We start from the raw sequence: 24852 nt of genomic DNA, 5'->3' as shown, positions 1-24852 counted from the left end.
ACCGAGCCGTGCCCGGCCGTACGGCGCCCGGGGTGCGTCCGTCGGGCCGCCATGGGCTGCGCGTACCCGAGCGGGTCCGTCGCCGTGGCACGGTGCCGTGGTGCGCCCGGGCGGGCGGGGCCGCCGCCGGCCTCCGCCACGCGGTGCTCCCCCGGGCCCGGAGGCACGCCGGTACGCCGGTACGCCCGACAACACCGCCGGCGGCGGACCGTAGGACACGACCCGGGCCCGGGTACGCCCGGCACCCGCCGAGATCCCGGCACGGGACCACCGCCGCGCGGGCCGACCGTACGGGACGCCGCCGGGCGGGCCCGGACCGTACGGGCGCGGCACGGACCGGCACGGGGTACGGGTACGGCCGACACGCGCCGGGGTGCCGCACGGGACGCCGCCGGGCGGGCAGGATCCTGCCGACGCTGCCCGGGACCCGGGCAACCGGCACGACGCACCGACCTCAGACCCCACCGAACCGCCGGAGGCCCCCGCCATGACCGCGTACGCCGAACTCCGCGCCCAGCTGGAGACGCTGACCACCGAGGCCTTCCGTCCCGAACTCGCCGAGATCGACCGGCTGTCCACCCTCGACATCGCCCGCACCATGAACGCCGAGGACGCCACCGTCCCGGCCGCCGTCGCCGCCCGGCTGCCGCAGATCGCCGCCGCAATCGACGCGATCGCCGAACGCATGGCCCGCGGCGGCCGCCTCGTCTACGCCGGCGCCGGCACGGCCGGCCGGATGGGCGTCCTGGACGCCAGTGAGTGCCCGCCCACCTTCAACACCGACCCGGCCGACGTCGTCGGCCTGATCGCGGGCGGCCCCTCCGCCATGGTCAAGGCCGTCGAGGGCTCCGAGGACTCCCCGCAGCTGGCCGCCGAGGACCTGGCCGCGCTGCGCATCGGCCCCGACGACACCGTCATCGGCATCTCCGCCTCCGGCCGCACCCCGTACGCGATCGGCGCCGTCGAGTCCGCCCGCGCCCGCGGCGCGCTCACCGTCGGCCTGTCCTGCAACGCCGGATCCGCGCTCGCCGCCGCGGCCGACCACGGCATCGAGGTCGTCGTCGGCCCCGAACTGCTCACCGGATCCACCCGCCTCAAGGCCGGCACCGCCCAGAAGCTCGTCCTCAACCTCATCTCGACGATCACCATGATCCGCCTGGGCAAGACCTACGGGAACCTCATGGTCGACATGCGCTCCTCCAACGAGAAGCTGCGCGCCCGCGCCCGCCGCATCGTGGCCCTGGCCACCGGCGCGCCCGACGAGGAGATCGAGGCCGCGCTCACCGCCACCGGCGGCGAGGTCAAGAACGCCATCCTCGTCGTCCTCGGCGGGGTCGACGGCCCGACCGCCGCCGAACTCCTCGCCGCCACCCACGGCCACCTCCGCGCGGCCCTCGCCCAGCCCGGCGCCCAGGCCGACGCCCAGGCCGACGCGCACGACCGGACCCGCTGACCCCACCCCCTACGGCAAGGCGACCACCACATGCCCACTGAGCCCACCGAGCCCACCACGCCCGCCACGCCCGCCACGCCCGCCGACAAGAACCGCGCCACGGCCGCCGCGATCCTCCCCCTCGTGGGCGGCCCGGACAACGTCACCTCGATCGCGCACTGCATGACCCGCCTGCGCATCGTGCTGCGCGACCGCTCGCTCGTCCGGGACGAGGCCCTCAAGGCCCTCCCGGCGGTCCTCGGCGTGGTGGAGGACGACACGTACCAGATCGTGCTCGGCCCGGGCGCCGTCGCCCGCGTCACCCCGGAGTTCGAGGCGCTGGTGGAGGAGGGCCGCTCGGCAGCACCACCCGCGGCACCCCCTACCGCCACCACCCCCCACCCGGTCACCGCCGACGAACTGGCTTCCCAGGGAGCGGCCCTGAAGGAGGCCCGGAAGGCGCGCAACGCCACCCCCTTCAAGCTGCTGCTGCGCCGGATCGCGAACATCTTCGTGCCGCTCATCCCGGCCCTCATCGGCTGCGGGATCATCGCGGGCCTGAACGGCCTCCTCATGAACCTGGGCTGGCTGCCCGGCGTCGTCCCCGCGCTCACCGCCATCGCGTCCGGCTTCATGTCGCTGATCGCCGTGTTCGTCGGCTACAACACCGCCAAGGAGTTCGGCGGCACCCCGATCCTGGGCGGCGCGGTCGCCGCGATCATCGTCTTCCCCGGCGTCGCGAAGATCACCGCCTTCGGTGCCGAGCTCCGGCCCGGCCAGGGCGGCGTCCTCGGCGCCCTCGCCGCCGCCCTCCTCGCCGTGTACGTGGAGAAGCGCTGCCGGCGCCTGGTCCCGGAGGCCCTGGACGTCCTCGTCACCCCCACCCTCACGGTCCTGGTCTCCGGCCTGGTCACCCTCTTCGGCCTGATGTTCCTCGCAGGTGAGGCCTCCGCCGCCATCGGCACCTTCGCCGATTCGCTGCTCTCCACCGGCGGCGCCTTCGCGGGCCTGGTCCTGGGCGGGCTCTTCCTCCCCCTGGTGATGCTCGGCCTGCACCAGGCCCTGATCCCCATCCACACCACGCTCATCGAACAGTCCGGCCACACCGTCCTGCTGCCGATCCTCGCCATGGCGGGCGCGGGCCAGGTCGGCGCGGCCATCGCCGTCCACTGCTGCCTCCCCCGCAACGGCTCCCTGCGCGCCACCATCAAGTCGGCCCTCCCCGCCGGCTTCCTCGGCATCGGCGAACCACTGATCTACGGCGTCTCCCTGCCGCTCGGCCGCCCCTTCGTCACCGCCTGCGTCGGCGGCGCGGCCGGCGGCGCCTTCGTCGGCCTCTTCAACCAGCTGGGCATCGCCTTCGGCTCCACCGCCATCGGACCCTCCGGCTGGGCCCTCTTCCCCCTGCTGGACGGCACCTCGAACCCCGGCGTCACCGTCGCCATCTACGCCGGCGGCCTGCTGACCGGCTACCTGGTGGGCTTCCTCGCCACCTACTTCTTCGGCTTCACCGGCCAGATGCTCACCGACCTCAACACCGACCCCGACCCCGACCCCGACCCCGACACCGACCCGGACCCGGACAGCGGCCCCGACGGCCCGGACGCGGTGTCCGGCCCCCCGAAGGAACGGGCCCTGGCCTGACACCCGCCCCGGCGGGGATGCTGGACCCGTGCAGCTCCCCGCCGAGGCCGTCGCCGCCACCGCCCTGATCGAGGTCGTACGCCTCACGGCACCGCCCGCGCGCCCCGGCCGTCCCTTCACCGGCACCCCGGTGGGCCACTGGGCCGCGGCGGAGGCGGAGTCCGCCCTCGCCCTCATCGGATCCCTGCCGGGCAGTGTGCAGCACCGCTGCGGATTCCGTCCCGGCTGGGCGGTCCGCGCGTACGAGGCCACGCTCACCCTCGCCCTGTTCGAGGCGCAGTTCTGCTTCGGCTGCCACGAGGTCCGCCTGCACGGCCCGTACGTCCCGCCCACCCCGGAACGGCAGTTCTTCGCCCCGGACGCTCCCGAGTCCCGCGCCCTCCTCGCCCGTTTCCGGCACTTCCGCGAAGGAACGGGCATGATCGGACCATGATCGATCCGATACCTCCCGTGGTCCCCGCCGGGCGCATGCGCGACCTCGCCCAGCCCGAACTGGCCCTCCCCGGCGGGATGCTCCTGCGCCCCTGGACCCCGGACGACGCCCCCACGCTCGTCGCGGCCCACGCCGACCCGGACGTCCGGCACTGGAACCGCCCGAGCCGGCTGGACCTGGCCGGGGCCGAGGCCCGGATCGCCCTCTGGCGCGAACGCTGGCAGGCGGAGAAGGCCGGGACCTGGGCCATCGCCCCCGAAGGCGGCCGGGCCCTCGGCCTGATCGGCCTGGCCGACATCGACCTCGCGGGCGGCAGCGGCGAGATCCTCTACTGGCTGCTGCCCGCCGGACGCGGCACGGGCGTCACCGTGAAGGCCACCGACCGCCTGGCCCGCTGGGCCTTCGACGACCTCGGCCTGCACCGCGTACGCATCACCCACTCCGTGGCCAACCCGGCCTCCTGCGCCGTCGCGACGAAGGCCGGCTTCCCCCTCGAAGGCACCATGCGCGGCGCCCTCCTGCACGCGGACGGCTGGCACGACGAACACCTTCACGCCCGCCTCCGCACCGACGCCACCCCGTAGAAGGACCGCATGGACACCGCAGCACTCCAACAGACCCTGAACGAGACCATCGAGCACCTGGTCGTGCACCACGGGTACACCACCTACATGCGCGACTACGAGGTCGTCATCTACGTATGGGACGCCCCCCAGGGTCCGATCCACCTGCGGTATCTCTTCCGGTACTGCGTGGAGGCCCGATGCGAGACGTTCCTGGCCGCGGACACCTGGCGGGCCTCCTTGGACGACCGCCTCCTCGACCGCGAAACCGCCGACCCCGACCTCGGCGGCTATGTGTGGGGCGCGAAGTACCACGAGATGTACGGGGCCGAGCTCCGCCCCGGGTCGGAGGCCGCCCGCCGCTGGTCGAAGGCCGTCGGCATCGACTTCCAGGAGGTGCACATCGAGACCAACGCGCACGATCTGACACTGGTCTTCTCGGACCTCGAAGTGAGCGAGGTCCCGGTCGGGTACACCCCCTTCGTCGCGGACTGAGCACCAGGCCTCCACCTGCGGCCCAGGTGGTCACCGCCACGCACCCCGCATCACCCCCGGGTCGCGCAGGTCGTCGCAGACCCCCTCGTCCATCAGCTCCACGAAGCGCCGCCGCAGGTCAGCGGCGGGCGGTGCGTCGTCCCGGATCGCGTCGTGGCGCGGATCGACCTCACCGTCCCGGACCAGCGTGACCCGCTGCCGTCCCGGCGGCGGAGGAGCCGGCGGCCCGCCCTGCCACCCGGCGTCGGCGAAGTCCTTCTCCAGCCAGCACAGCTTCCAGGCCAGCGCGAACTCCCAGCTCTGCGCCACCTCGAAGAAGCCCTCCAGAGCGGCCTCGCACCGGGTCCGCTCCCGGTCCCGGTCCCGGTCGGGGTCGCACTCGCTCATGGGTGGGCCCGCTCGTGGAGTACGGCGGCCAGTCGGAGCGCGGTGTCCAGGTTGCAGCGTCCCAGGTCGACCAGTGGCAGCCCGTACGTGCCGGCCGCCGAGACCCGTTCCACGCCCAGGGAGGGAAAGACGACGCCGACCCCGTCGAGGGCCTCCTTCAGTTCCCGTACGGCCTCCTCGGCCGCCTGGATACGTTCCGTGGGCGTGAGCACCATGTACTGCGCCTTTCTACGCTGAGTGGTCGGGTTCTGCACACAGCGTGGCGACGGGCTGGCTAGCCTTTCAAGCAAGCACCCAGAACAACCCCACCTGTTGGCCCGGGAGTTGCCATGGCAGGTAAGAACCTCGACCCCTCCTCCTCACCCCGTGCCCTGCTCGGCGCCGAACTGCGCGTGGCGCGCGAGAGGGCGGGGATGAGCCAGGCCGAGTTGGGCGAACCGCTCTTCGTGAGCGGCTCGTTCATCGGCCAACTCGAAGCGGGCACGCGCCGGATGCACATCGACTTCGCCCGTCAGATCGACGACATCCTCGATACGAACGGCTTCTTCGCCCGCAACTGCGGAGCCTTGGCCAAGTCTAAATACCCGAACCACTTCGCCGAGGCGGCCGAGGCAGAAGCGGAAGCGAAGACGATCCGCGAGTACGCGCCTCTGGCACTGCCCGGGATGCTCCAGACGGAGGCGTACGCACGGGAGGTCTTCATCGCGTACCAGCCGACGGCTCCGGACGAAGCCATCTCCGAGCTGGTCACGAACCGGCTGGATCGCGCCAAGCTACTGGCCAACCCAACAACACCACTGTTTTGGTGCGTGCTTGACGAGACCCTCCTCCGGAGGGTCGTCGGCAGCAAGAGGGTGATGGCGGAAGCCCTACGACACATCGCGGCTCTGGCCCGTACACGGCGAATCTTCGTCCAGGTACTGCCGTTCAGCGCAGGGGCACATTCGTCCATGGGGGGCACCCTGAAGCTGATGACCTTCGAGACTGCTCCGCCGCTCGCCTACGTGCAAGGGAACGCAATGGGCGTGCTGCTGGACGATCCGGCCACGGTTGTGAGGCACTCGCTGACCTACGATCTCCTCACTGCCAGCGCACTGTCACCGACCCAATCGCTGGCCTTGATCGAATCCGCGGCGGAGGATTACGAGCATGACCAGCATGCCTGAGTGCGACCTGTTGACGGCCATATGGCACAAGTCCAGCTACAGCGACGGCACCGGAGGCGACTGCCTGGAGATGGCCACCTGGCCGAAGACCACCCCCGCCGGGCCCAGCGGCAGCGTCACGGTGCCCGTCCGGGACTCCAAGGTGCCGGACGGCCCTCACCTCACCTTCCGCGGGTCCGCGTGGACGGCGTTCGTCGCCAGCCTGTGATCCCACCGGGCAGGGCGCCCGGCGGTTGCCGCGCGCCCTGGACCGGGCCGGGTCAGAGGCCGTTCGTGAACAGCAGCTTGTCGGGGCCGTTGTCGCTGAGGTTCTGGATGACGTCCTCGGTGGCCTCGTTCTTCAGGAAGTTCGCCACCTCGACCGGGCGGGCGCTGGGGTGCGCGGCCTTGTAGAGGGCGGCCACGCCCGTGACGTGCGGGGCGGCCATCGAGGTGCCGTTCATCGACACCGTGCCGCCGCCCAGCCGCGCGGAGATGATGTCCTGACCGGGGGCGTAGAGGTCGAGGAGCTCGCCCCAGTTGGAGAAGTCCGTCTCCTGGTCGAAGCGGTTGGTCGCGCCGACGGTCACCGCGTCGGGGGTGGAGGCGGGCGAGATGAAGCGGGCGTCGCGGTTGTCGTTGCCGGCCGCGAGGATCGGCAGCACGCCCCGGTCGAACACGGCGGCGGTGGCGTTGTTGACCGGCTCGTAGCGGTCCCCGCCGAGCGAGGCGTTCAGGACGGCGGGCTGGCGGGCGTTCGCGGCGACCCAGTCCAGGCCGGCGATGATCCCCGACCAGGAACCGCGGTTGTCGCAGCCGAGGACGCGGACGCTGACGAGGGTCACCTTGTGCGCCACGCCGACGTTCGTGCCGCCGACCGTGCCCGCGACGTGCGTGCCGTGGCCGTGGCAGTCCTGGCCGTTGCGGCCGTCCCCGATGGCGTCGAAGCCGAAGAGCGCCCGGCCGCCGAACTCGGGGTGGCGGTAGTCGATCCCGCTGTCGAGGATGAACGCGTACACGCCCTGGCCGTTGGTGTTGGGGCTGAACTGGTTGTCGAGCGGCAGGAACCGCTGGTCGATGCGGTCCAAGCCCCAGGAGTTCGAGGGCGCCTTGGTGGCGACCCCGGCCGGCGGCGCCGGCGGACCGGTCACCTGCCCGTCCTGCGCCACGGACAGCACGCCGCGCGTGTGCCGGACGGCCTTCAGCTGCTTCTCGGTGAGGGTGGCGGCGAAGCCGTTCAGCGCCGTCTCGTAGGTGAACTTCGCCTTCACGCCGACGGACTCGGCGACCTTCTCGGGATCGACGGACTTGGCGAGGGTGACGATGTAGCTGCCGGAGATGGCGTTCGCGGAGGTGATCAGCGGCGCCGGGGTCGGCTCCGGGGCGGCGGCGGAGGCCGTCCCGGCCGCCACCGGGGTGACGGTGAGCAGGGCGGCGGTGGCGAGGCGGGCGAGCAGGCGCATGACAGCGGGCTCCCTTGCGGGGTGGGGTGGGGGTGGGGGGTGGCATGGGGGAGCCGCGCCCGCGGCGTCGTACGCCTCCGCGGGAGCGGCCCCTCCTTGCATCGGGCCGCGGCCCGGCGCGGCTTGACCCGCTGCCCCCGCCCGGCCCATCGGTTCGCGGCCCCGTCAACCCGGATCGTCGGCACGCTGCAGAAAGGGTTAACCGCTTCTGCGGCCGGGCCTGTGACCCGGGCCCGGCGGGCCGGTGGCGGCCGCGGCAAGATCACCCGTACGGTCCGCCGCCACCCCAGGGGGGCGCACGACCGGTGCGCCGCCCGTGCGCCCGCCACACCTTCGGACGTCGTTGACCCGCACCGCGGCGCGTGATGGCCTCCCCCCATGCGCATCCTCCTGAGCCGAGCGGGCCGAGCCCTGCCCGTGGTCGCGGCCGCCGCCGCGCTGGCCGCCGTCACCGCCCTGCCCGTGGCCACCGCCACCGCTGCCACCACCGCTGCCGCGGCCTCACCCGTGACCCGTGCGGCCGCCGGCGACGAAGCCCCGTACATCGTCACCGTGCACAAGGACGTCGACCCGGCGACGGTGGCCCGGATGGTCGGTGCCTCCCCGGACTACGTCTACCGCACCGCCCTGCACGGCTTCTCCGCCCGGCTGAGCCCCGGCCAGGTCGCGGCCCTGCACGTCATCCCCGGTGTGGAGTCCGTCCAGGAGGACGGCGGCGTGTCCTCCTTCGGCACGACCGGCTGACCGGCTGACCGCACCGGCCCGCGGCACGTCCGCCCCGGCCGCACCGGACGCCCTGCCGCCCGGCTCCGCCCCGACCCCGCCCGGCGCTTAGGGTTACGTGGATCAACCCATCGGTTGGTCACGGGGGATCGGGGGGAGACCGATGAACAGCGCGACCGATGTGTTCCAGCCGCTGCGGGCCGACGATCCGCGGACCGTGGGCGGCTACCGCCTCGCCGCCCGGCTCGGGGCGGGGGGCATGGGCCGGGTGTACCTGTCGCACACCCAGGGCGGCCGCCCCGTCGCGATCAAGGTGGTGCATCCCGAGCTGGCCGAGGACCCGACCTTCCGGCGGCGCTTCCGCCGGGAGGTGGAGGCCGCGCGGCGGGTCCGGGGCGCCTACACGGCCGAGTTGATCGACGCCGACGCGGAGGCGACGCCTCCGTGGCTGGCCACCGTCTACGTGCCCGGCCCCTCGCTGTCGGAGGCCGTCGCCCGGCGCGGGCCGCTGCCGGACGCCGCGGTGGTGTGGCTGATGGCCGGCGTGGCCGAGGCCCTCGTGGCCGTCCACGGCGCGGGCATCGTGCACCGGGACCTGAAGCCGTCGAACGTGCTGCTGGCCGCCGACGGGCCCCGGGTCATCGACTTCGGCATCTCGCAGGCCTCCGGCCTGACGGCCACCGCCACCGGCAACACCATCGGCACACCCCAGTACATGGCCCCCGAGCAGGGGCTGGCGGGCGAGACCACGCCGGCCACCGACGTCTTCGCGCTGGGGCAGACCGCGGCGTTCGCCGCGCTGGGCAAGCCGCTGTACGGGGACGGGCCGTCCATGACCGTGCTGTTCCGGATCGTGCACTCCAAGCCCGACCTGACGCAGCTGCCGGAGCCGCTGCGTCCGCTGTTCGCGCTGTGCCTGGCCACCGAACCTGGGGAACGGGCCACCCCGGCGGAGATCCTGGCCTGGTGCCGCGCGTACCTGGGCGAGGAGGCCACCGCGGGCGGCGGACCTGCCGTCTGGCGGGAGGTGGCCGGCCTGGAGGAGGAGATACCGGAGCCGGTCGCACGCCCCGCCGCGGCGGGCACGGCCTCGGGAAACGGCACCTCGGAGGACACGGCCTCGGGCGGCGCGGGCTCGGGCGGCGCGGGCTCGGGCGGCGCTGCCCCGGGCGGCGCGGCACACGTGACGGCCGCCCCCGCGGGAGCCGCGGCGCAGGACGCGGAACACCCCACGGCCGCCCCGGCCGGGGCCTCGGCGGTACCGGCGACATCGGCAGTGGCGGCCGTATCGGCGGCGTCGACAGCGGCGGCGACAGCGGCGGCAGCCACCGGACGCAAGCGGCGACGGGCCTCGCGGATCGTCACCGTGGCGGCGGCGACGGGTGCGCTCACGCTGGGGGGCCTGGGCTGGAAGCTCATGGACATGACGGACCGGGCCGCCGAACGCGAGGCGGCCACGGCCAAGTCGGCCGCCCTGGCCCCGTCGGCCGTGCCCACCCCGACGCCCACTCCGACGCCGAGCGCCTCCGAGCCGCCCAAGCCCGTCCCGTACCCGGGGCTGGAGCTGAACGAGGAGAACTCGATCAGCATCAAGGAGCCCGTCCAGCACGACGACGGCGACCGCACGGGGGACATCCGCATGGAGTGCGGGCTTGCCAGCGGCTGCACGATGAAGAGCGACGCGGTGGTGTTCTCCATGCCCGAGAAGGCGGGCACCGGCAATCTCGAAACGTGCCGCGAGAAACTCGCCTTCGCCCGGCAGAACAAGCTGACGCTGCACGTCATGGCGGCCGGCAGCGAGGTGTGCATGAAGCACCCGTCCGGTGACATCGCGCTGTTCGTCATCGGCATCAAGTCGGCCCCGGGCCTGTCGAAGGACCCCAGCTGGATCAGGACCGACATGACGGTCTGGCGCGCCGCCTCCTGACGCAGGACGTCACGCCGCCCGCTGCGGCGCGTCCGCGTCGAGGGCCACGACGAGGAAGGCGTCCCGGTCGAGGTCCATCACGACGGTCGCCCGCTGGCCCCGCTCCCGGCACCTGGCCGCGTACTCCTCGGCGGGCCAGCTGCCGTAGGGGTCACCGGCGGGAAAGGAGTTCAGCACCTTCGTACGGCGCACGGCTGCCACCTCCTGCTCCTGGACGACGGACCGTCCTCACCGCCCGGATGCCCCGTCCGCCGCCTCCCATGCACCTGCCGGACGGCGGTCGTGGTCGCGGCGGCAACACCAGGGGTGTTGGCCGACCATGCCAGACCGGCCGCGCCGGCCCGGCCGCGCTAGCCGCGCGCCGCCTCGACGAAGGCGCGGATCAGGTCCGGCGACTTCACGCCGCGTTCCCGCTCGACCCCGCTGGACACGTCCACGCCCCACGCCCCGGTGGCCGCGAGCGCCTCGCGCACGTTGCCCGGGTTCAGCCCGCCGGCCAGCAGCCACCGGCCCTCGGGCGCGGTGAAGTCCGCCGAGCCCCAGTTCCACGGCTTGCCGGAACCCGGGTCGGGGGCGTCGAGCAGCAGCAGGTCCTCGCCGTACTCGCCACAGCGCTCCACGCGCCGGGCGGTGGCCCGCAGCAGGGTACGGCCCTCGGTGCGCAGCGCCGCGAAGTCCCCGGGGCCCTCCTCGCCGTGCAGCTGGACCCCCCGTACGCCGCTCTCCTCGGCGAAGCGGCGCACCTCATCGACGGACTGCCCGCGGAACACCCCCACGGTCAGCACCGTGGCCGGCACCCGGGCCGCCAGCTCGCGCGCCGTGGCGGCGTCGACCGTACGGGGGCTGCCGGGCGCGAACACGAAGCCGACGGCATCCGCCCCGGCCGCCACCGCGGCGTCGACGTCCGGCGCGGTGCGCAGCCCGCAGATCTTGACGAAGAGGTCAGCCATGCGACCAGCCTATGCGGCCGCGCCCGCGCTCCGGCGTCAGCGGCCGACCTGCACGGGCCCCAGCACCGCCCCGCCGATGGCCGCGGCGAGATGCGCCGCACCGACCTCGTCGGCGGACCGGAAGTGCACGTAGACCGTGTGCCGACCGTCGGGATGCTCCCCGTTGACGTCCAGCTCCACGCGCTGGTTCGTCGGGTCGGCCGAGTGGGACGGTATCTCGGGCACCCAGGGCCACGCCCCGTACCAGAGCAACGTGGCCGCGCCCCCACCCAGCGCCCGCAGCAGCGCCCCCTCGACCGGGCCCGGAGCCGCGTAGGAGTCCACGGTCAGCGGCAGCACCGCGGCCAGCTCCCGGTCGCCGCCGGGCAGCGCGGCACCCAGGTACCAGGTGTCCGCAGCCCAGTCGTACGACGGTTCGAACAGGCCGGTCGGCATCAGCGTCCCGAGCACCCGGGCCTCGGTGACGGTGGTCGCCTGCGCGCACAGCCACATCTCCGGTTCGAGCGGCCGCATCCGCGCGCAGAGCACCCGGGCCCGCCGGTACGCCTCGTCGAGGTCGTCCGTCCGGTAGACCGGATACGCCCGTGAACTCCCCACGTCAGCCCCGCTCCGGCGCGCCCAGCACGGCCCCGCCGATCGCGGCGGCGAGCCGCTCGGCCCGGCCGGGGTCACCCCACTTGGTCACGTGGACGTACAGCGTGTGCACCCCGGTCACCTGCCGGTCCCAGTCGCACGTGTCGCTGTTGAGGACGAGCTGCACGGCGTCGTACTTGGGCGAGCCGAACGAGCCCAGCTCGGGCTCGTCGGGCCAGCAGCCCTCCCACTCCAGGGAGGCCGGCCCGGCGCCCACGGCGCGGACGAAGCCCTCGCCGTCCACTCCGTCCGGCAGCTTCGTGCGGACGAAGTCGAGCGGTAGCTCCGGCGCCAGTTCGGCGTCGGTGGCGGTCCGCACGTCCGCGTCGAAGTCGAGGGGCTCGCCCGTCGCCGGGTCCTCGCGCATCCCGGCGTGGTCGTAGAACGCATCCGGTATCAGGCGCACCATCCGCCGCAGGTCCTCGACCGTCCGCAGCTCGGCCCCCACGTAGACCTGCGCGTACCGCGTGGCCAGCAGCCCGCGCAGATGTCGCGCCTTCTCGTATGCCTCGGCGGGATCGGCGGTGCGCAGCACGGGATAAGCGACGGAGTTCCCCATGGCCGTACGTTCACACGCCCCCACCCACCCCGGCCAGCGGTTTTAGCCACCCGATCGAGGGGGCCGCTCCCAGACCCCGACGTGGCCCGCGCAGCCGCACTAGCCTTGAACGGCACGGGCTCAGCGCTGCATGCCATCCGGAGGAATACGGTGACCATCATGATCGAGCGGGCCACACCCATAGATGAGTTGTCGGCGCCACCAGCCTTCGAGGACCTCCTGCGCACGGCCGCGGAGATGGACACGCCAGACGGCTTCAAGGCCGAGCTCATCCGGGGGAAGATCGTCGTGTCACCGTTTTCCAAGCTGCGCTACTACCACCCCATGCGTGTCCTGCGGGAACGGCTGCAGGCCCGAGCGCCCAAGGGGCACTACGCGGACGTCGCTCCCTTCCTCTTCCGGTTTCCGGAGGCGGAGCGCGCCTTCTGCCCCGATCTCTTCGTCGCGGACGGTTCCGCCTTCGAGGAGGACGGACGGCACGCGGACGGAGCCGCGCTGTCCCTGGTCGCGGAGTTCACCTCGGTGTCCACGAAGGACGCCGACTGGAACGAGAAGCTCGACGTGTACGGGCGCCTCGTACCGGTCTACCTCGTCGTCGACATGCAGGACTCGGAGATCACCTGCTTCCACGACCCGTCGCCCCACGGGTACCGCGCCCGCACGACGGTGTCCTTCGGCGAGCCCCTGCGCATCCCCGCGCCGTTCGACTTCACGCTCGACACCACGATCTGACCGTCCCCGGCCCGGCCAGGCCCCGGCCTGGCCCCGGACCGGGAACGCCCGAGGGCGGCACCCCCGTGGGGGTGCCGCCCTCGTTCGAGAACAGCCGATCAGCCAGGGGCCGATCAGAAGTCCATGTCACCGCCCGGCATGCCGCCCGGAGCGGCCGCGGCCTTCTCCGGCTTGTCGGCGATGACGGCCTCGGTGGTCAGGAACAGCGCGGCGATCGACGCGGCGTTCTGCAGCGCGGAGCGCGTGACCTTCGCCGGGTCGATGATGCCCTCGGCGATCATGTCGACGTACTCGCCGGACGCGGCGTTCAGGCCGTGACCGATCGGAAGGTTGCGCACCTTCTCGACGACGACGCCACCCTCGAGACCACCGTTGACGGCGATCTGCTTGAGCGGGGCCTCCAGGGCGAGCTTCACGGCGTTGGCGCCGGTCGCCTCGTCACCCTCGAGCTCCAGCTTCTCGAAGACCGCGGAGGCCTGCAGCAGGGCCACGCCACCACCGGCGACGATGCCCTCCTCGACGGCCGCCTTCGCGTTGCGAACGGCGTCCTCGATGCGGTGCTTGCGCTCCTTGAGCTCGACCTCGGTCGCGGCACCGGCCTTGATGACGGCCACGCCGCCGGCCAGCTTCGCGAGGCGCTCCTGGAGCTTCTCGCGGTCGTAGTCCGAGTCGGAGTTCTCGATCTCGGCGCGGATCTGGTTCACGCGGCCCTGGACCTGGTCGCTGTCACCGGCACCGTCGACGATGGTCGTCTCGTCCTTGGTGATGACGACCTTGCGGGCGCGGCCGAGCAGGTCGAGACCGGCGTTCTCCAGCTTGAGGCCGACCTCCTCGGAGATGACCGTGCCGCCCGTGAGGATGGCGATGTCACCGAGCATGGCCTTGCGGCGGTCACCGAAGCCCGGGGCCTTGACGGCGACGGACTTGAAGGTGCCACGGATCTTGTTGACGACGAGGGTGGAGAGCGCCTCGCCCTCGACGTCCTCGGCGATGATCAGCAGCGGCTTGCCGGACTGCATGACCTTCTCCAGGAGCGGCAGCAGGTCCTTGACCGAGCCGATCTTGGAGTTGACGATCAGGATGTACGGGTCGTCGAGGGACGACTCCATGCGCTCCATGTCGGTGGCGAAGTACGCCGAGATGTAGCCCTTGTCGAAGCGCATGCCCTCGGTGAGCTCAAGCTCCAGACCGAAGGTCTGGGACTCCTCGACGGTGATGACGCCTTCCTTGCCGACCTTGTCCATGGCCTCGGCGATGAGCTCGCCGATCTGGGTGTCGGCGGCGGAGATGGAGGCCGTCGAAGCGATCTGCTCCTTGGTCTCGACATCCTTGGCCTGGGCGAGCAGGGCGGCGGAGACGGCCTCGACGGCCTTCTCGATACCACGCTTGAGGGCCATCGGGTTGGCACCGGCGGCCACGTTGCGCAGGCCCTCGCGGACGAGCGCCTGGGCCAGGACGGTGGCGGTGGTCGTACCGTCGCCGGCGACGTCGTCCGTCTTCTTGGCGACTTCCTTGACCAGCTCGGCGCCGATCTTCTCGTACGGGTCCTCGAGCTCGATCTCCTTGGCGATGGAGACACCATCGTTGGTGATCGTGGGGGCGCCCCACTTCTTCTCAAGGACGACGTTGCGACCCTTGGGGCCAAGGGTGACCTTGACGGCGTCGGCGAGCTGGTTCATCCCACGCTCGAGGCCGCGGCGGGCCTCCTCGTCGAACGCAATGATCTTGGCCATCTGAAGTGGTCCTCCCGGACAGCGGTGGATTGCTCCCAGGACCGCGCCCGCGCCCGCGACGGACGGCCTGCGTGCCCGGCGGTTCCTTCCCACCGGACCCTGCGGGCCTCACCGACCCGGTCCTCGTTTCAGTAGCACTCTCACTCGTAGAGTGCTAACGCCAATGATTAGCACTCGACCCCCGAGAGTGCAAGCGGCTCAGGGGAACACCCCCCGCGCCGCCGGGGACACGCGAGGGGCCCACATCCCGTGTCCGGGATGTGGGCCCCTCGTAGGTCTTCCGGGTCTTCGACGGAAGACCGAGCGTCGGTGGTCGATGCTCCGGGACTAGCCGAGCGCGAGCTTGACCATGTCCGCCTGCGGACCCTTCTGGCCCTGCGAGATCTCGAACTCGACCCGCTGACCCTCTTCAAGGGTGCGGTACCCGTCCATCTGGATGGCGCTGTAGTGGACGAACACATCCGCACCACCGTCGACCGCGATGAAGCCGTAGCCCTTCTCCGCGTTGAACCACTTGACGGTGCCCTGAGCCATGCCTAACTCCCCTATTACTGGCCCTTGCGCGGGAACGCACTTCGCGTTACCGGGTCAGAACTTGCGTCGGAACGCTTCGACCGAGGCTGAATGTATCTGCGCGAGTGCTGTCTGCAACAGGTCAATCCGACGAGAAATCTGGACACCGAGAAACATTGAAATAGAGTGAAAATTTGGCATATTCCAGGGCAACTCGGGCCTGGCAAATTTCGCCAAAGCCCCATACCGCACCTGCACATTGACCCGATGTCGACCCTCACGCGACCCGTTCATATGCGGCGGGCAAGTCCAGCGGAGGGGACTTCCCCAACTCTACCGTGCCCAATCAAGCAGAATTACCCCCTCCACTTTTAGCGGAGGGGGTAATTTCGGTTTTCCGGGTGGGTCAGCAGCCGCCCGCGACGGCCGGGATGATCGAGACGCCGGCGCCGTCCGGCGTCACCGCCGCCAGCCCGCCCTCGAAGCGCACGTCGTCGTCGTTGACGTAGACGTTCACGAACCGGCGGAGCTTGCCCTGGTCGTCCAGGACGCGCGCGGCGATGCCCGGGTGGTTCTTCTCCAGGGACTCGATGACCTCGGCGAGGGTCGCGCCCTCGGCCGGGACCTCGGCCTGACCGCCGGTGTAGGTGCGCAGGATGGTGGGGATGCGGACGTTGACGCTCATGGCGCTACTGCCTTTCCGGGAGTGAGGAGATGTGGTCAGGCCAGGCCGGCGGCGCGGAACGCGTCCAGGCTGGGGCGGATGGTGGCGGTCTGCCCGCTGTCCGCGGCCACCGCCTCCAGGGTCTTGAGGCCGTCGCCGGTGTTGAGGACGACGGTGGTCAGCGCCGGGTCGAGCTGCCCGTTCTCGATGAGCTTCTTCGTCACGCCGACGGTCACGCCGCCCGCGGTCTCGGCGAAGATGCCCTCGGTCTGCGCGAGGATCTTGATGGCCTCGACGACCTGCTCGTCGGTCACGTCCTCGACGAAGCCGCCGGTGCGGCGCGCGATGTCCAGGACGTACGGGCCGTCCGCCGGGTTGCCGATCGCGAGGGACTTGGCGATGGTGTTCGGCTTCTGCGGGCGGACCACGTCGTGACCGGCCTTGAAGGCGGTCGACACCGGGGAGCAGCCCTCGGCCTGGGCGCCGAAGATCTTGTACGGCTTGTCCTCGACGAGGCCGAGCCTGATCAGCTCCTGCAGACCCTTGTCGATCTTCGTCAGCTGCGAGCCGGACGCGATCGGGATGACGATCTGGTCGGGCAGCTGCCAGCCGAGCTGCTCGCAGATCTCGTACGCCAGGGTCTTGGAGCCCTCGCCGTAGTAGGGGCGGAGGTTGACGTTGACGAAGCCCCAGCCCTCGCCCAGCGGGTCGCCGATGAGCTCGGAGCAGAAGCGGTTGACGTCGTCGTAGTTGCCCTCGATGCCGACCAGGTCGCCGCCGTACACACCGGCCATGACGACCTTGCCCTGCTCCAGGTCGTGCGGGATGAACACGCAGGAGCGGAAGCCGGCCCGGGCGGCCGCGGCGCCGACGGCGCCGGCCAGGTTGCCGGTGGAGGAGCAGGACAGCGTGGTGAAGCCGAAGGCGCGGGCGGCCTCGACGGCGATGGCCACGACGCGGTCCTTGAAGGAGTGCGTCGGGTTGCCGGAGTCGTCCTTGACGTACAGCTTGCCGGTGACGCCCAGCTCCTTGGCCAGGTTGGCCGCGTCGACGAGCTTGGTGAAGCCCGGGTTCAGGCTCGGCTTGGACGCCACGTCGGCGGGGACGGGCAGCAGCGGCGCGTAGCGCCAGATGTTGTTCGGACCGGCCTCGATCGCGGCGCGCAGGGCTTCGGGGTCACCGGTGGGGAGGTCGTAGGCGACTTCCAGAGGTCCGAAGCACTCGGCGCACGCGAAGATGGGACCGAGCTCGAAGCGGGTACCGCACTCGCGACAGGAAAGGCCCGTGGCAGGTCCGAGATCGACAGAGGTGGCGACAGTCTGTGCAGCCATGATGGCGAGGCCCTTTCTCCTCATCTTCCCCATGGCGCATTTCGCCATGAGACGGAATTGGCACCTTCCCTAGCCGGGGACCTCGCTGACGAGCGCTGCTGCGCGATCGCGAGAACCGACTGGAGGGTTGCCGGGGCTTCAACGGGCCGTGTCCCTCTGCCCCTCTGGATGAGCGGTATGGCACCGGCACACGCGCTCTGTGGCGCGCCGGTGCGTTTGTACGCGGGGGACCCCGGCATGCGGTGGTCCTTCGCGTTGTTCAAGACTGTAACCGAAGGGACGGGCGGTTGAGACAGCCGTCCGAACCGCGAGATGGATCACGAAACGGCCGATAACGCCGACGAGCAGGGAGTGCTGAGGGTGCTGGAAGAGGTGGAGCGATGGCTGGCCGACCGCTCCTGGTCCGCCGCCGACCGACCGCTCGACCAGCTGCTCGACCTCAAACGGGCGGCCGGAACCACGGTCAGCGTGGTGCTGCCCGCGCTGGACGAGGAGGCGACGGTCGGCGCGATCGTCGAGGTCGTCCGGCGTGAGCTGATCGAGGGACTGCCGGTCCCGCTCGTGGACGAGCTGGTCGTGGTCGACTCGGGCTCGGCCGACCGGACCGCCGAGGTCGCGGCGAAGGCCGGCGCCCGGGTGGTGCACCGCGACGAGATCCTGCCGAGGATCCCGGCGCTGCCCGGCAAGGGCGAGGTGCTGTGGCGCTCGCTGCTGGCCACCACCGGCGACGTCGTCTGCTTCGTGGACGCCGACCTGCGGGACTTCTCGGCCTCCTTCGTCTCGGGGATCGTGGGCCCGCTGCTGACCGACCCCGGCGTGCAGTTCGTCAAGGCGATGTACGACCGGCCCCTCGGCGACGCCCCCGGCCAGGGCGGCCGGGTCACCGAGCTGGTGGCCCGGCCCCTGCTGAACCTGCACTGGCCGCAGCTGGCCGGCTTCGTGCAGCCGCTGGGCGGCGAGTACGCCGTGCGCCGCTCGCTGCTGGAGCGGCTGCCGTTCCCCGTCGGCTACGGCGTCGAGCTGGGCCTGCTGGTCGACGCCCTGCACACGGTCGGGCTGGACGCGCTGGCCCAGGTGGACGTGGGCGTACGCCTCCACCGCCACCAGGACGGGCAGGCGCTGGGCCGGATGGCCGCGGCGATCTACCGCACGGCCCAGGTGCGGCTCTCGCGCGGGCACCTCGTACGGCCGGAGCTGACGCAGTTCGAGCGGGGCCCGGAGGGCTTCGTGCCGCGCACGTACCCCGTGGACACCGAGGAACGGCCGCCGATGCTGGGCGTGAAGGAGTACGGCCGGCGCCACGTCGCGTGACCGTGTCCATACGTTTGAGCGAGCGCGGGCCGGGCTAGGTTCGGCCCATGGCTTCTCAGGTACTCGTCGCGGCGAACCGCGGCCCGCTCTCCTACGCCCTCTCGGACGACGGGACGCTCAGCGCCCGGCGCGGCGGGGGCGGTCTCGTCTCCGGACTCTCGGCGGCCCTCGCGGAGCAGCCGGGGGCGCTGTGGATCTGCGCGGCGCTGTCGGACGCGGACCGGGAGGCGGTCCGCCGGGACGTCTCCGAGCCGGGCGTCCGGATGCTGGACATCGATCCCACGATGTACGACGACGCGTACAACGGCATCGCGAACTCGGTGCTGTGGTTCACCCACCACCACCTCTACGACGTGCCGCGCGAGCCGGTCTTCGACGCGGGGTTCCGGCGCCGCTGGGACTCCTACGTGGCGTACAACGAGGCCTTCGCGCGCGCCCTCGCCGAGGAGGCGGCGCAGGGCGCCCGCGTGCTGGTGCAGGACTACCACCTGGCGCTGGTCCCGGGGCAGCTGCGGGAGCTGCGGCCGGACCTGCGGATCGCCCACTTCACGCACACGCCGTGGGCCTCGCGGGAGTTCCTGGACATGCTCCCGGCCGACGTCGCCGGGCAGTTGGTGTGGGGGATGCTCGGGGCGGACGTGGTGGGCTTCCACACCCGCGCCTGGGCCGACGCCTTCGCGGGCGCCGCGCAGCCGGACGACGCAGGGCGCGTGGCCGTCTTCCCGCTGGGTGTGGACGCGGACGAGCTGCGGGCGCTCGCGCACCGGCCGGAGGTGGACGGGAAGCTGGCCGAGCTGCGGGCGGAGGTCGCGGGCCGCCTGACGATCGCCCGCGTGGACCGGACCGAGCTGTCGAAGAACATCCTGCGGGGCCTGCTGGCCTACCGGGAGCTGCTGGAGGTCCGCCCCGAGTGGCGCGGCCGGGTGGTGCACCTGGCCTCGGCGTACCCGTCGCGGCAGGACCTGAAGGTGTACCGGGACTACACGGCGGCCGTCTCGGAGCTGGCCGCGGAGATCAACGCGGAGTTCGGGACGGAGGACTGGCAGCCGGTGCTGGTGTCGGTGAAGGACGACTTCGCGCGGTCGCTGGCGGTCTACCGGATGGCGGACGTGGCGCTGGTGAACCCGGTGCGGGACGGGATGAACCTGGTGGCCAAGGAGATCCCGGTGGTCTCGGAGGCGGGGTGCGCGGTGGTGCTGTCGACGGGGGCGGGCGCGTACGAGGAGCTCCGCGAGGACGCGCTGACGGTGAACCCGTACGACGTCTCGCAGACGGCGCAGGCTCTGCACGCGGCGCTGTCCATGCCGGTGGCCGAGCGTGCGGAACGCACCAAGCGCCTGGCGGCGGCCGCCACGGCCCTCCCCCCGGCCCAGTGGTTCACGGCCCAGCTCGCCGCCCTGGAGGCCTGAAGCTGCCGGGCTCTGCCCGGACCCGCTCCTCAAACGCCGGAGGGGCTGGAGTCTGCGACGGCTCGGGCCAGGGCGGCCAGGAAGGCGGCCACGGAGCCCGGTCCGGGGAGGACGAGGTCGGCGCGCGCGGCGAGTTCGGGCACTTCGGCCGAGCCGCTGCACACCAGCAGTCCCGGCAGGCCGTCGGCCCTGCGCTTCTCGACGGCCGAGTACGCGGCGAGGTCGCCCAGGTCGTCGCCGGCGTACAGCACCGTCTCCGCGTCCCGCTCCGCCAGGAACTCCGTCAGGGCCACGCCCTTGTCCATGCCCGGGGGCCTCAGCTCCAGCACGGCCCGTCCCGGTTCGACCATCAGCCCGTGCCGGGCGGCGAGCTCCGTGAGGGGTTCGCGCAGGGCGGCGAAGGCCGCCGCCGGGTCGTCGGCCCGCCGGGTGTGGACGGCGAGCGCCCGGCCCTTCTCCTCGATCCAGGTGCCGCGCCAGGCTCCGATGGAGTCGAGGAACCCGGGCAGCTCGGCCCGTACGGCCGCCACTCCGGGGTGCTCGGCGGGGGCGTGGACTATGCCGGTGACGGCGTCCCAGCGTTCGGCGCCGTAGTGGCCGAGGACGACGAGGTGCTCCAGTCCGGGCACTCCGGCGAAGCCCCCGTAGCGGACGGCGACGCCCGCGGGCCGCCCGGTGACCACGGCCACCGAGTCCACCTCGGGGGCGAGCGCCGAGAGCGCGGGAACGGCTTCGGGATGTGCCCGGGCCTGGTCCGGGTCCGGGACGATGTCGGCGAGGGTGCCGTCGAAGTCCAGGGCGACCACGGACCGGCGGGGTGCGCGGAGCAGGGCTTCGAGTCCCTCGCGTCCGGCTGCGGTGACGGGCATCGGCAGATCGTGCGGATGGCTCCCCATACGCACGACCCTAACGGCCCGGCGGCCCGGCGGCTACGGCTATCGCCGGGATCGCTGGGCCTCGCGGATCCTGCGCAGGCGGTTGACGGTGCCCGGGGCGTGGGCCAGCGCCCGCGGGTCGTCCATGAGGGCGTTGAGCAGCTGGTAGTAGCGGACGGGGGTCATCCCCAGCCCTTCCCTTATGGCCCGTTCCTTGGCTCCGGGCCCCGGCCAGGTGCGTCCCTCGTACGCGAGCACCGCGGCCTCCGCGGCCGTCAGCTGCCCCTCGTCCGTCATACCGCCAGGTTAACGCCGCCGTCCGACAGACGGCGGCGTGCCCCGTGCCGGCGGGCTCAGCCCTTGTCCGCCGCGCGCGCCGCGGTGGCGATCTCCTCCAGCACCTTGGTGGGCTGGCCGCCGGGCTGGACGGCCGTGCCGATCTTCTGCTTGATGTCCTCGCTGACGCCCGCCCAGGACTTCTTGCCGACCGGGTAGAGCCGCGAGCTGGGCAGCGCCGCCAGGAAGGGCTTCAGCTGGGCGGCGGAGCCGTTCGTGGCGGCCTGCTTGGCCTGGAAGCCGGTGGTGGTGGCGGGCAGCAGGTCGTACTTCTCGGTGAAGGCCGTCACGTTCTTGGGCTGGTACAGGTAGTCCAGGAACTTGCCGGACTGCTCGCGGTGGCCGTTCTTGAAGGCCATCACCCAGTCCGCGACGCCCATCGCCGGCTGCGCGGAGCCGTCGGACGCGGGCAGCGGCACCATGCCATACTTCACGCCCTTGGCCTCGGCCTGCTTCATCAGCGTCGGGTGGCCGTTGAGCATGCCGACCTCGCCCTTGGTGAAGGCCTCGAAGGCGGCCTGGCGGTCCAGCTTGGCCGGCTCGACCGGCCCGGTGAGCCCCTGGCCGACCATCTTGTCGCGCAGGAACTCCAGCGACTTGACGTTGTCGGCGGAGTCGATGGAGTAGCCCTCTTCGTTGTCGGTGTAGCCGCCACCGCCCGCGAGCATCCACATCATCGTCTCGGCCTGTGCCTCCTCGCGGCCCAGGGGCAGCGCGAAGGGGGTGGCCACGCCGGCGCCCTTGAGCTTCTTCGCGGCGGCCTCCAGGTCGGCCCAGCTCTTCGGCTGCCAGCCCTTGCCGTCCTTGCCGATCACGCCCGCGTCGGCCAGCAGCTTCTCGTTGTAGAAGAGCAGCCGGGTGCTGGAGACGAAGGGCATGCCGTACTGGGTCTGCTTGACCTTCCCGGCGTCCGCGAGCGGGGCGAGGAAGTCGGCCTCGGTCTTCACCGAGAGCAGCTCGGCCGTGGAGTACAGCTTGCCGGCGGCCGCGTAGTCGGCGTAGGCGCCGATCTGCGCGATGTCGGGGGCCTTGCCGGCCTTGACCATCTCGGCGACCTTGGCGTCGACCTCGGACCACGAGTAGACGCTGACCTCGACCTTCACGTCGGGGTGCTCCTTCTGGAAGCCCTCGGCGAGGCCCTTCCAGTAGGCCGTCGAGGAGTTCTGCGGATTGTCCCCGTAGTCGGCCGCCACGACCCGCAGGGTCACCTCGTTGTCTCCGGTGAGTCCGCCGATGGCTCCGCAGCCCGTCAGCGTCACGGCGGTCAGGCACAGCGCGGCGCCGGACGCGGCCAGGCTCTGGTAACGGCCCTTCACAGGTATCGATCCACCCCTTGTTGTACGTACGATCCACGTAAGGTCTACACCACTTTGGCGGCTCGTCCACATCAGGCCCCCCACCAGGGCGCCCGATTTGTATGGCCACTCAACAATCCCCCTCATTGGACTAGACCTTTCGCCCCCGAGCACGCGAGACTGTCTCTGTGAAACCCGTGAAACACGTCATCGCCCTCGATGTGGGCGGCACCGGGATGAAGGCCGCCCTCGTCGCCGACGACGGCACCCTGCTGCACGAGGCGCGCCGCGCCACCGGCCGCGAGCGGGGCCCGGACGCCGTCGTCGAGACGATCCAGGACTTCGCCGCCGAGCTCCTCGCCACCGGCCGGGAACGCTTCGGACGGGCCGCCTCGGCGGCCGGCGTCGCCGTCCCGGGCATCGTCGACGCCGACCACGGGATCGCCGTCTACGCGGCGAACCTCGGCTGGCGCGACGTCCCGCTGCGCGCGCTGCTCGCCGCGCGCCTGGGCGGCATCCCCGTGGCCCTCGGCCACGACGTGCGCACGGGCGGCCTCGCCGAGGGCCGCATCGGCGCCGGCCGGGGCGCCGACCGCTTCCTCTTCGTCCCGCTCGGCACCGGCATCGCCGGCGCCATCGGCATCGCCGGCCGCATCGAGGCCGGCGCCCACGGGTACGCGGGCGAGATCGGGCACATCGTGGTCCGCCCCGGCGGCCCCGACTGCGGCTGCGGCCAGCGCGGCTGCCTGGAGACCCTCGCCTCCGCCGCCGCCGTCAGCCGCGCCTGGGCGGCCGCCTCCGGCGACCCCGGGGCCGACGCCGCCGACTGCGCCAAGGCCGTCGAGTCCGGTGACGGGCGGGCCCGCGAGGTCTGGCTGGCCGCCGTGGGAGCCCTCGCCGACGGGCTGGTCACGGCGATCACCCTGCTGGACCCGCGCACGCTGATCATCGGTGGCGGGCTCGCCGAGGCGGGGGAAACCTTGTTCACACCACTACGGAAGGCCGTGGAGGAGCGCGTGACGTTCCAGCGGCTCCCCCACATCGTGCCGGCGGCCCTCGGGGACACCGCCGGCTGCCTGGGCGCAGGGCTGCTCGCCTGGGACCTACTCGCCACGGAGGTACCGGCCTGATGTCCGGAAGCGCACACAGCACTGTTCTCTCCGGCGCCAGGGTGGTGCTGCCCACCGGGACCGTGGCGGGCGGGCGGGTCATCGTCGACGGCGACCGCATCGCCGGCAGCGCCCGCGAGGGCGCCGAGATCGTCGACCTGACCGGGCACTGGATCGTCCCCGGCTTCGTCGACATGCACAACCACGGCGGCGGCGGGGCCTCGTTCACCTCCGGCACCGCCGAGGACGTACTCCAGGGCGTGCGCACGCACCGCGCGCACGGCACCACCACCCTGGTCGCCTCCACCGTCACCGGGGACCTCGACGAACTCGCCCGGCGGGCCGGGCTGCTGGCCGAGCTGACCCAGGCGGGCGAGATCGCCGGCATCCACTTCGAGGGGCCGTTCATCAACCCCTGCCGCAAGGGCGCCCACAAGGAGGACCTGCTGCGCGACCCCGACCCGGCCGAGGTCCGCAAGCTCATCGACGCGGCCCACGGCGCCGCCCGCATGTTCACCCTGGCCACCGAACTCCCGGGCGGCCTGGACTCCGTACGGCTGCTGGCCGAGCACGGCGTCATCGCCGCGATCGGGCACACCGACGCCAGTTACGAGCAGACGCGCGCCGCCATCGACGCGGGCGCGACCGTGGCCACCCACCTCTTCAACGCGATGCCCGCGCTCGCGCACCGCGAACCCGGTCCGATCGCCGCCCTCCTGGAGGACGAGCGGATCACCGTCGAGCTCATCAACGACGGCACCCACCTGCACCCCGCCGCCCTCGAACTGGCCTTCCACCACGCGGGCGCGCACCGCGTCGCACTGATCACCGACGCCATGGACGCGGCCGGCTTCGGCGACGGCACCTACCACCTCGGCCCGCTGGAGGTCGAGGTCAGGGGCGGTGTGGCCCGCCTCGTCGAGGGCGGCTCCATCGCCGGCTCGACCCTCACCCTGGACACCGCCTTCAAGCGCTCGGTGACCCTCGACAAGCTGCCGGTGGAGTCCGTGGTCCAGGCGATCTCCGCCAACCCGGCCAAGCTGCTCGGCCTGTACGACGAGGTCGGCTCGCTGGAGCCCGGCAAGTACGCGGACCTCGTCGTCCTGGACGCCGCCTTCGACCTCAAGGGCGTCATGCGGCGCGGCGAATGGGTCGTCAGCCCCGCTCTCCGCGAGGCCGTCTGACGGCCC

The 24852-nt window shown here is 72.2% G+C and carries 28 protein-coding genes and 1 riboswitch; of the genes, 14 read left to right on the top strand and 14 right to left on the bottom strand.

Annotated elements, in window-relative coordinates; all coding sequences use genetic code 11:
• Window positions 1–487 precede the first annotated feature (487 nt).
• From murQ to AB0O53_RS34595, 5 genes are read left to right on the top strand one after another with little or no spacing between them, the layout of a single operon-like run.
• Complete coding sequence (murQ, locus tag AB0O53_RS34615) at window positions 488–1453, top strand: N-acetylmuramic acid 6-phosphate etherase (RefSeq protein WP_365200980.1); 966 nt, start codon at window positions 488–490, stop codon at window positions 1451–1453.
• A gap of 30 nt (window positions 1454–1483) precedes the next feature.
• Window positions 1484–3076, top strand: coding sequence for a PTS transporter subunit EIIC (locus tag AB0O53_RS34610; protein ID WP_365200977.1), 1593 nt, complete (start codon window positions 1484–1486; stop codon window positions 3074–3076).
• Between the two features lie 28 nt (window positions 3077–3104).
• The gene (locus AB0O53_RS34605; protein WP_365200974.1) at window positions 3105–3509 is read left to right on the top strand and encodes a hypothetical protein; all 405 of its coding nucleotides are present in this window, start codon (window positions 3105–3107) and stop codon (window positions 3507–3509) included.
• Window positions 3506–4093 (top strand): GNAT family N-acetyltransferase, encoded by a 588-nt coding sequence (locus tag AB0O53_RS34600; protein ID WP_365200971.1) that lies wholly within the window; start codon window positions 3506–3508, stop codon window positions 4091–4093. The genes AB0O53_RS34605 and AB0O53_RS34600 overlap by 4 nt, the downstream gene beginning before the upstream one ends.
• A 9-nt stretch (window positions 4094–4102) precedes the next feature.
• Window positions 4103–4567 carry a YxiG-like protein gene (locus tag AB0O53_RS34595; RefSeq protein WP_350998802.1) on the top strand — a complete coding sequence of 155 codons (465 nt, stop codon included), beginning with the start codon at window positions 4103–4105 and terminating at the stop codon, window positions 4565–4567.
• A gap of 30 nt (window positions 4568–4597) precedes the next feature.
• On the opposite strand, the gene AB0O53_RS34590 is transcribed toward AB0O53_RS34595, so the two are convergent.
• Together AB0O53_RS34590 and AB0O53_RS34585 are read right to left on the bottom strand one after the other, a co-directional pair.
• The gene (locus tag AB0O53_RS34590) at window positions 4598–4954 is read right to left on the bottom strand and encodes a hypothetical protein (RefSeq protein ID WP_365200968.1); all 357 of its coding nucleotides are present in this window, start codon (window positions 4952–4954) and stop codon (window positions 4598–4600) included.
• Entirely contained in the window at window positions 4951–5169 is a 219-nt protein-coding gene (locus AB0O53_RS34585; protein ID WP_030854634.1) for a hypothetical protein, read from the bottom strand. Before AB0O53_RS34585 ends, AB0O53_RS34590 begins: the two co-directional genes overlap by 4 nt.
• Window positions 5170–5283: 114 nt before the next feature.
• Here AB0O53_RS34585 and AB0O53_RS34580 point away from each other — a divergent pair, with 114 nt between their 5' ends.
• Both AB0O53_RS34580 and AB0O53_RS34575 read left to right on the top strand, forming a co-directional pair.
• Window positions 5284–6120: a helix-turn-helix domain-containing protein gene (locus tag AB0O53_RS34580; RefSeq protein WP_350998799.1), complete on the top strand. Its 837-nt coding sequence runs from the start codon at window positions 5284–5286 to the stop codon at window positions 6118–6120.
• Complete coding sequence (locus AB0O53_RS34575; protein WP_365200964.1) at window positions 6104–6328, top strand: DUF397 domain-containing protein; 225 nt, start codon at window positions 6104–6106, stop codon at window positions 6326–6328. The genes AB0O53_RS34580 and AB0O53_RS34575 overlap by 17 nt, the downstream gene beginning before the upstream one ends.
• Before the next feature lie 52 nt (window positions 6329–6380).
• Here AB0O53_RS34575 and AB0O53_RS34570 read toward each other — a convergent pair whose 3' ends face one another.
• Entirely contained in the window at window positions 6381–7562 is a 1182-nt protein-coding gene (locus AB0O53_RS34570) for a S8 family peptidase (protein WP_350998793.1), read from the bottom strand.
• A gap of 378 nt (window positions 7563–7940) precedes the next feature.
• On the opposite strand from AB0O53_RS34570, the gene AB0O53_RS34565 reads away from it, so the two are divergent.
• Window positions 7941–8306, top strand: a complete 366-nt coding sequence (locus tag AB0O53_RS34565; RefSeq protein WP_350998790.1) for a protease inhibitor I9 family protein — start codon at window positions 7941–7943, stop codon at window positions 8304–8306.
• A 142-nt stretch (window positions 8307–8448) separates the two neighbouring features.
• The gene (locus tag AB0O53_RS34560; protein WP_365200961.1) at window positions 8449–10212 is read left to right on the top strand and encodes a serine/threonine-protein kinase; all 1764 of its coding nucleotides are present in this window, start codon (window positions 8449–8451) and stop codon (window positions 10210–10212) included.
• 9 nt (window positions 10213–10221) lie between these two features.
• Here the strand turns inward: AB0O53_RS34560 and AB0O53_RS34555 are convergent, their stop codons facing one another.
• From AB0O53_RS34555 to AB0O53_RS34540, 4 genes are all read right to left on the bottom strand, one after another.
• Window positions 10222–10413, bottom strand: a complete 192-nt coding sequence (locus tag AB0O53_RS34555; protein WP_350998784.1) for a DUF8839 family protein — start codon at window positions 10411–10413, stop codon at window positions 10222–10224.
• A gap of 149 nt (window positions 10414–10562) precedes the next feature.
• Window positions 10563–11162 carry a phosphoribosylanthranilate isomerase gene (locus tag AB0O53_RS34550; RefSeq protein ID WP_350998782.1) on the bottom strand — a complete coding sequence of 200 codons (600 nt, stop codon included), beginning with the start codon at window positions 11160–11162 and terminating at the stop codon, window positions 10563–10565.
• Between the two features lie 36 nt (window positions 11163–11198).
• Window positions 11199–11759 (bottom strand): hypothetical protein, encoded by a 561-nt coding sequence (locus AB0O53_RS34545; protein WP_350998779.1) that lies wholly within the window; start codon window positions 11757–11759, stop codon window positions 11199–11201.
• Window position 11760: 1 nt separating this feature from the next.
• A complete protein-coding gene (locus AB0O53_RS34540) occupies window positions 11761–12354 on the bottom strand; it encodes a hypothetical protein (RefSeq protein ID WP_350998776.1) in 594 nt (197 codons plus the stop codon).
• Window positions 12355–12513: 159 nt separating this feature from the next.
• Here AB0O53_RS34540 and AB0O53_RS34535 point away from each other — a divergent pair, with 159 nt between their 5' ends.
• Window positions 12514–13086 carry a Uma2 family endonuclease gene (locus tag AB0O53_RS34535; protein WP_350998773.1) on the top strand — a complete coding sequence of 191 codons (573 nt, stop codon included), beginning with the start codon at window positions 12514–12516 and terminating at the stop codon, window positions 13084–13086.
• 113 nt (window positions 13087–13199) lie between these two features.
• Here the strand turns inward: AB0O53_RS34535 and groL are convergent, their stop codons facing one another.
• The 4 genes from groL to thrC all read right to left on the bottom strand — a co-directional run bounded on the left by groL (window position 13200) and on the right by thrC (window position 17351).
• A complete protein-coding gene (groL, locus tag AB0O53_RS34530) occupies window positions 13200–14819 on the bottom strand; it encodes a chaperonin GroEL (protein ID WP_350998770.1) in 1620 nt (539 codons plus the stop codon).
• A gap of 327 nt (window positions 14820–15146) precedes the next feature.
• The gene (locus AB0O53_RS34525; protein ID WP_030009783.1) at window positions 15147–15353 is read right to left on the bottom strand and encodes a cold-shock protein; all 207 of its coding nucleotides are present in this window, start codon (window positions 15351–15353) and stop codon (window positions 15147–15149) included.
• Between the two features lie 385 nt (window positions 15354–15738).
• Window positions 15739–16017, bottom strand: coding sequence for a MoaD/ThiS family protein (locus AB0O53_RS34520; protein ID WP_030854668.1), 279 nt, complete (start codon window positions 16015–16017; stop codon window positions 15739–15741).
• A gap of 35 nt (window positions 16018–16052) precedes the next feature.
• Window positions 16053–17351 (bottom strand): threonine synthase, encoded by a 1299-nt coding sequence (gene thrC / locus AB0O53_RS34515; protein WP_150257995.1) that lies wholly within the window; start codon window positions 17349–17351, stop codon window positions 16053–16055.
• Window positions 17345–17502, bottom strand: a riboswitch (SAM riboswitch). It overlaps the preceding gene by 7 nt.
• A gap of 185 nt (window positions 17503–17687) precedes the next feature.
• Between thrC and AB0O53_RS34510 the strand changes: the two genes are divergently transcribed.
• Both AB0O53_RS34510 and AB0O53_RS34505 read left to right on the top strand, forming a co-directional pair.
• A complete protein-coding gene (locus AB0O53_RS34510; RefSeq protein WP_365201048.1) occupies window positions 17688–18638 on the top strand; it encodes a glucosyl-3-phosphoglycerate synthase in 951 nt (316 codons plus the stop codon).
• Between the two features lie 47 nt (window positions 18639–18685).
• Window positions 18686–20047, top strand: a complete 1362-nt coding sequence (locus AB0O53_RS34505) for an alpha,alpha-trehalose-phosphate synthase (UDP-forming) (protein WP_365200955.1) — start codon at window positions 18686–18688, stop codon at window positions 20045–20047.
• Between the two features lie 29 nt (window positions 20048–20076).
• Here AB0O53_RS34505 and otsB read toward each other — a convergent pair whose 3' ends face one another.
• The 3 genes from otsB to AB0O53_RS34490 are packed head-to-tail and all read right to left on the bottom strand — an operon-like array spanning window position 20077 to window position 22574.
• Window positions 20077–20943: a trehalose-phosphatase gene (gene otsB, locus AB0O53_RS34500; RefSeq protein WP_350998762.1), complete on the bottom strand. Its 867-nt coding sequence runs from the start codon at window positions 20941–20943 to the stop codon at window positions 20077–20079.
• 39 nt (window positions 20944–20982) lie between these two features.
• Window positions 20983–21219: a DUF3263 domain-containing protein gene (locus AB0O53_RS34495; RefSeq protein WP_350998759.1), complete on the bottom strand. Its 237-nt coding sequence runs from the start codon at window positions 21217–21219 to the stop codon at window positions 20983–20985.
• Window positions 21220–21275: 56 nt separating this feature from the next.
• The gene (locus AB0O53_RS34490) at window positions 21276–22574 is read right to left on the bottom strand and encodes an ABC transporter substrate-binding protein (protein ID WP_350998756.1); all 1299 of its coding nucleotides are present in this window, start codon (window positions 22572–22574) and stop codon (window positions 21276–21278) included.
• Window positions 22575–22750: 176 nt separating this feature from the next.
• Between AB0O53_RS34490 and AB0O53_RS34485 the strand changes: the two genes are divergently transcribed.
• Window positions 22751–23683, top strand: a complete 933-nt coding sequence (locus AB0O53_RS34485) for an ROK family protein (protein WP_350998901.1) — start codon at window positions 22751–22753, stop codon at window positions 23681–23683.
• A complete protein-coding gene (gene nagA / locus AB0O53_RS34480) occupies window positions 23683–24846 on the top strand; it encodes an N-acetylglucosamine-6-phosphate deacetylase (RefSeq protein ID WP_350998753.1) in 1164 nt (387 codons plus the stop codon). The genes AB0O53_RS34485 and nagA overlap by 1 nt, the downstream gene beginning before the upstream one ends.
• The last annotated feature ends 6 nt before the right edge of the window (window positions 24847–24852 follow it).

It is taken from the genome of Streptomyces erythrochromogenes (assembly GCF_040684695.1).
Taxonomy (GTDB): domain Bacteria; phylum Actinomycetota; class Actinomycetes; order Streptomycetales; family Streptomycetaceae; genus Streptomyces; species Streptomyces erythrochromogenes_C.
This window is presented reverse-complemented; position numbering and strand designations above follow the sequence as displayed.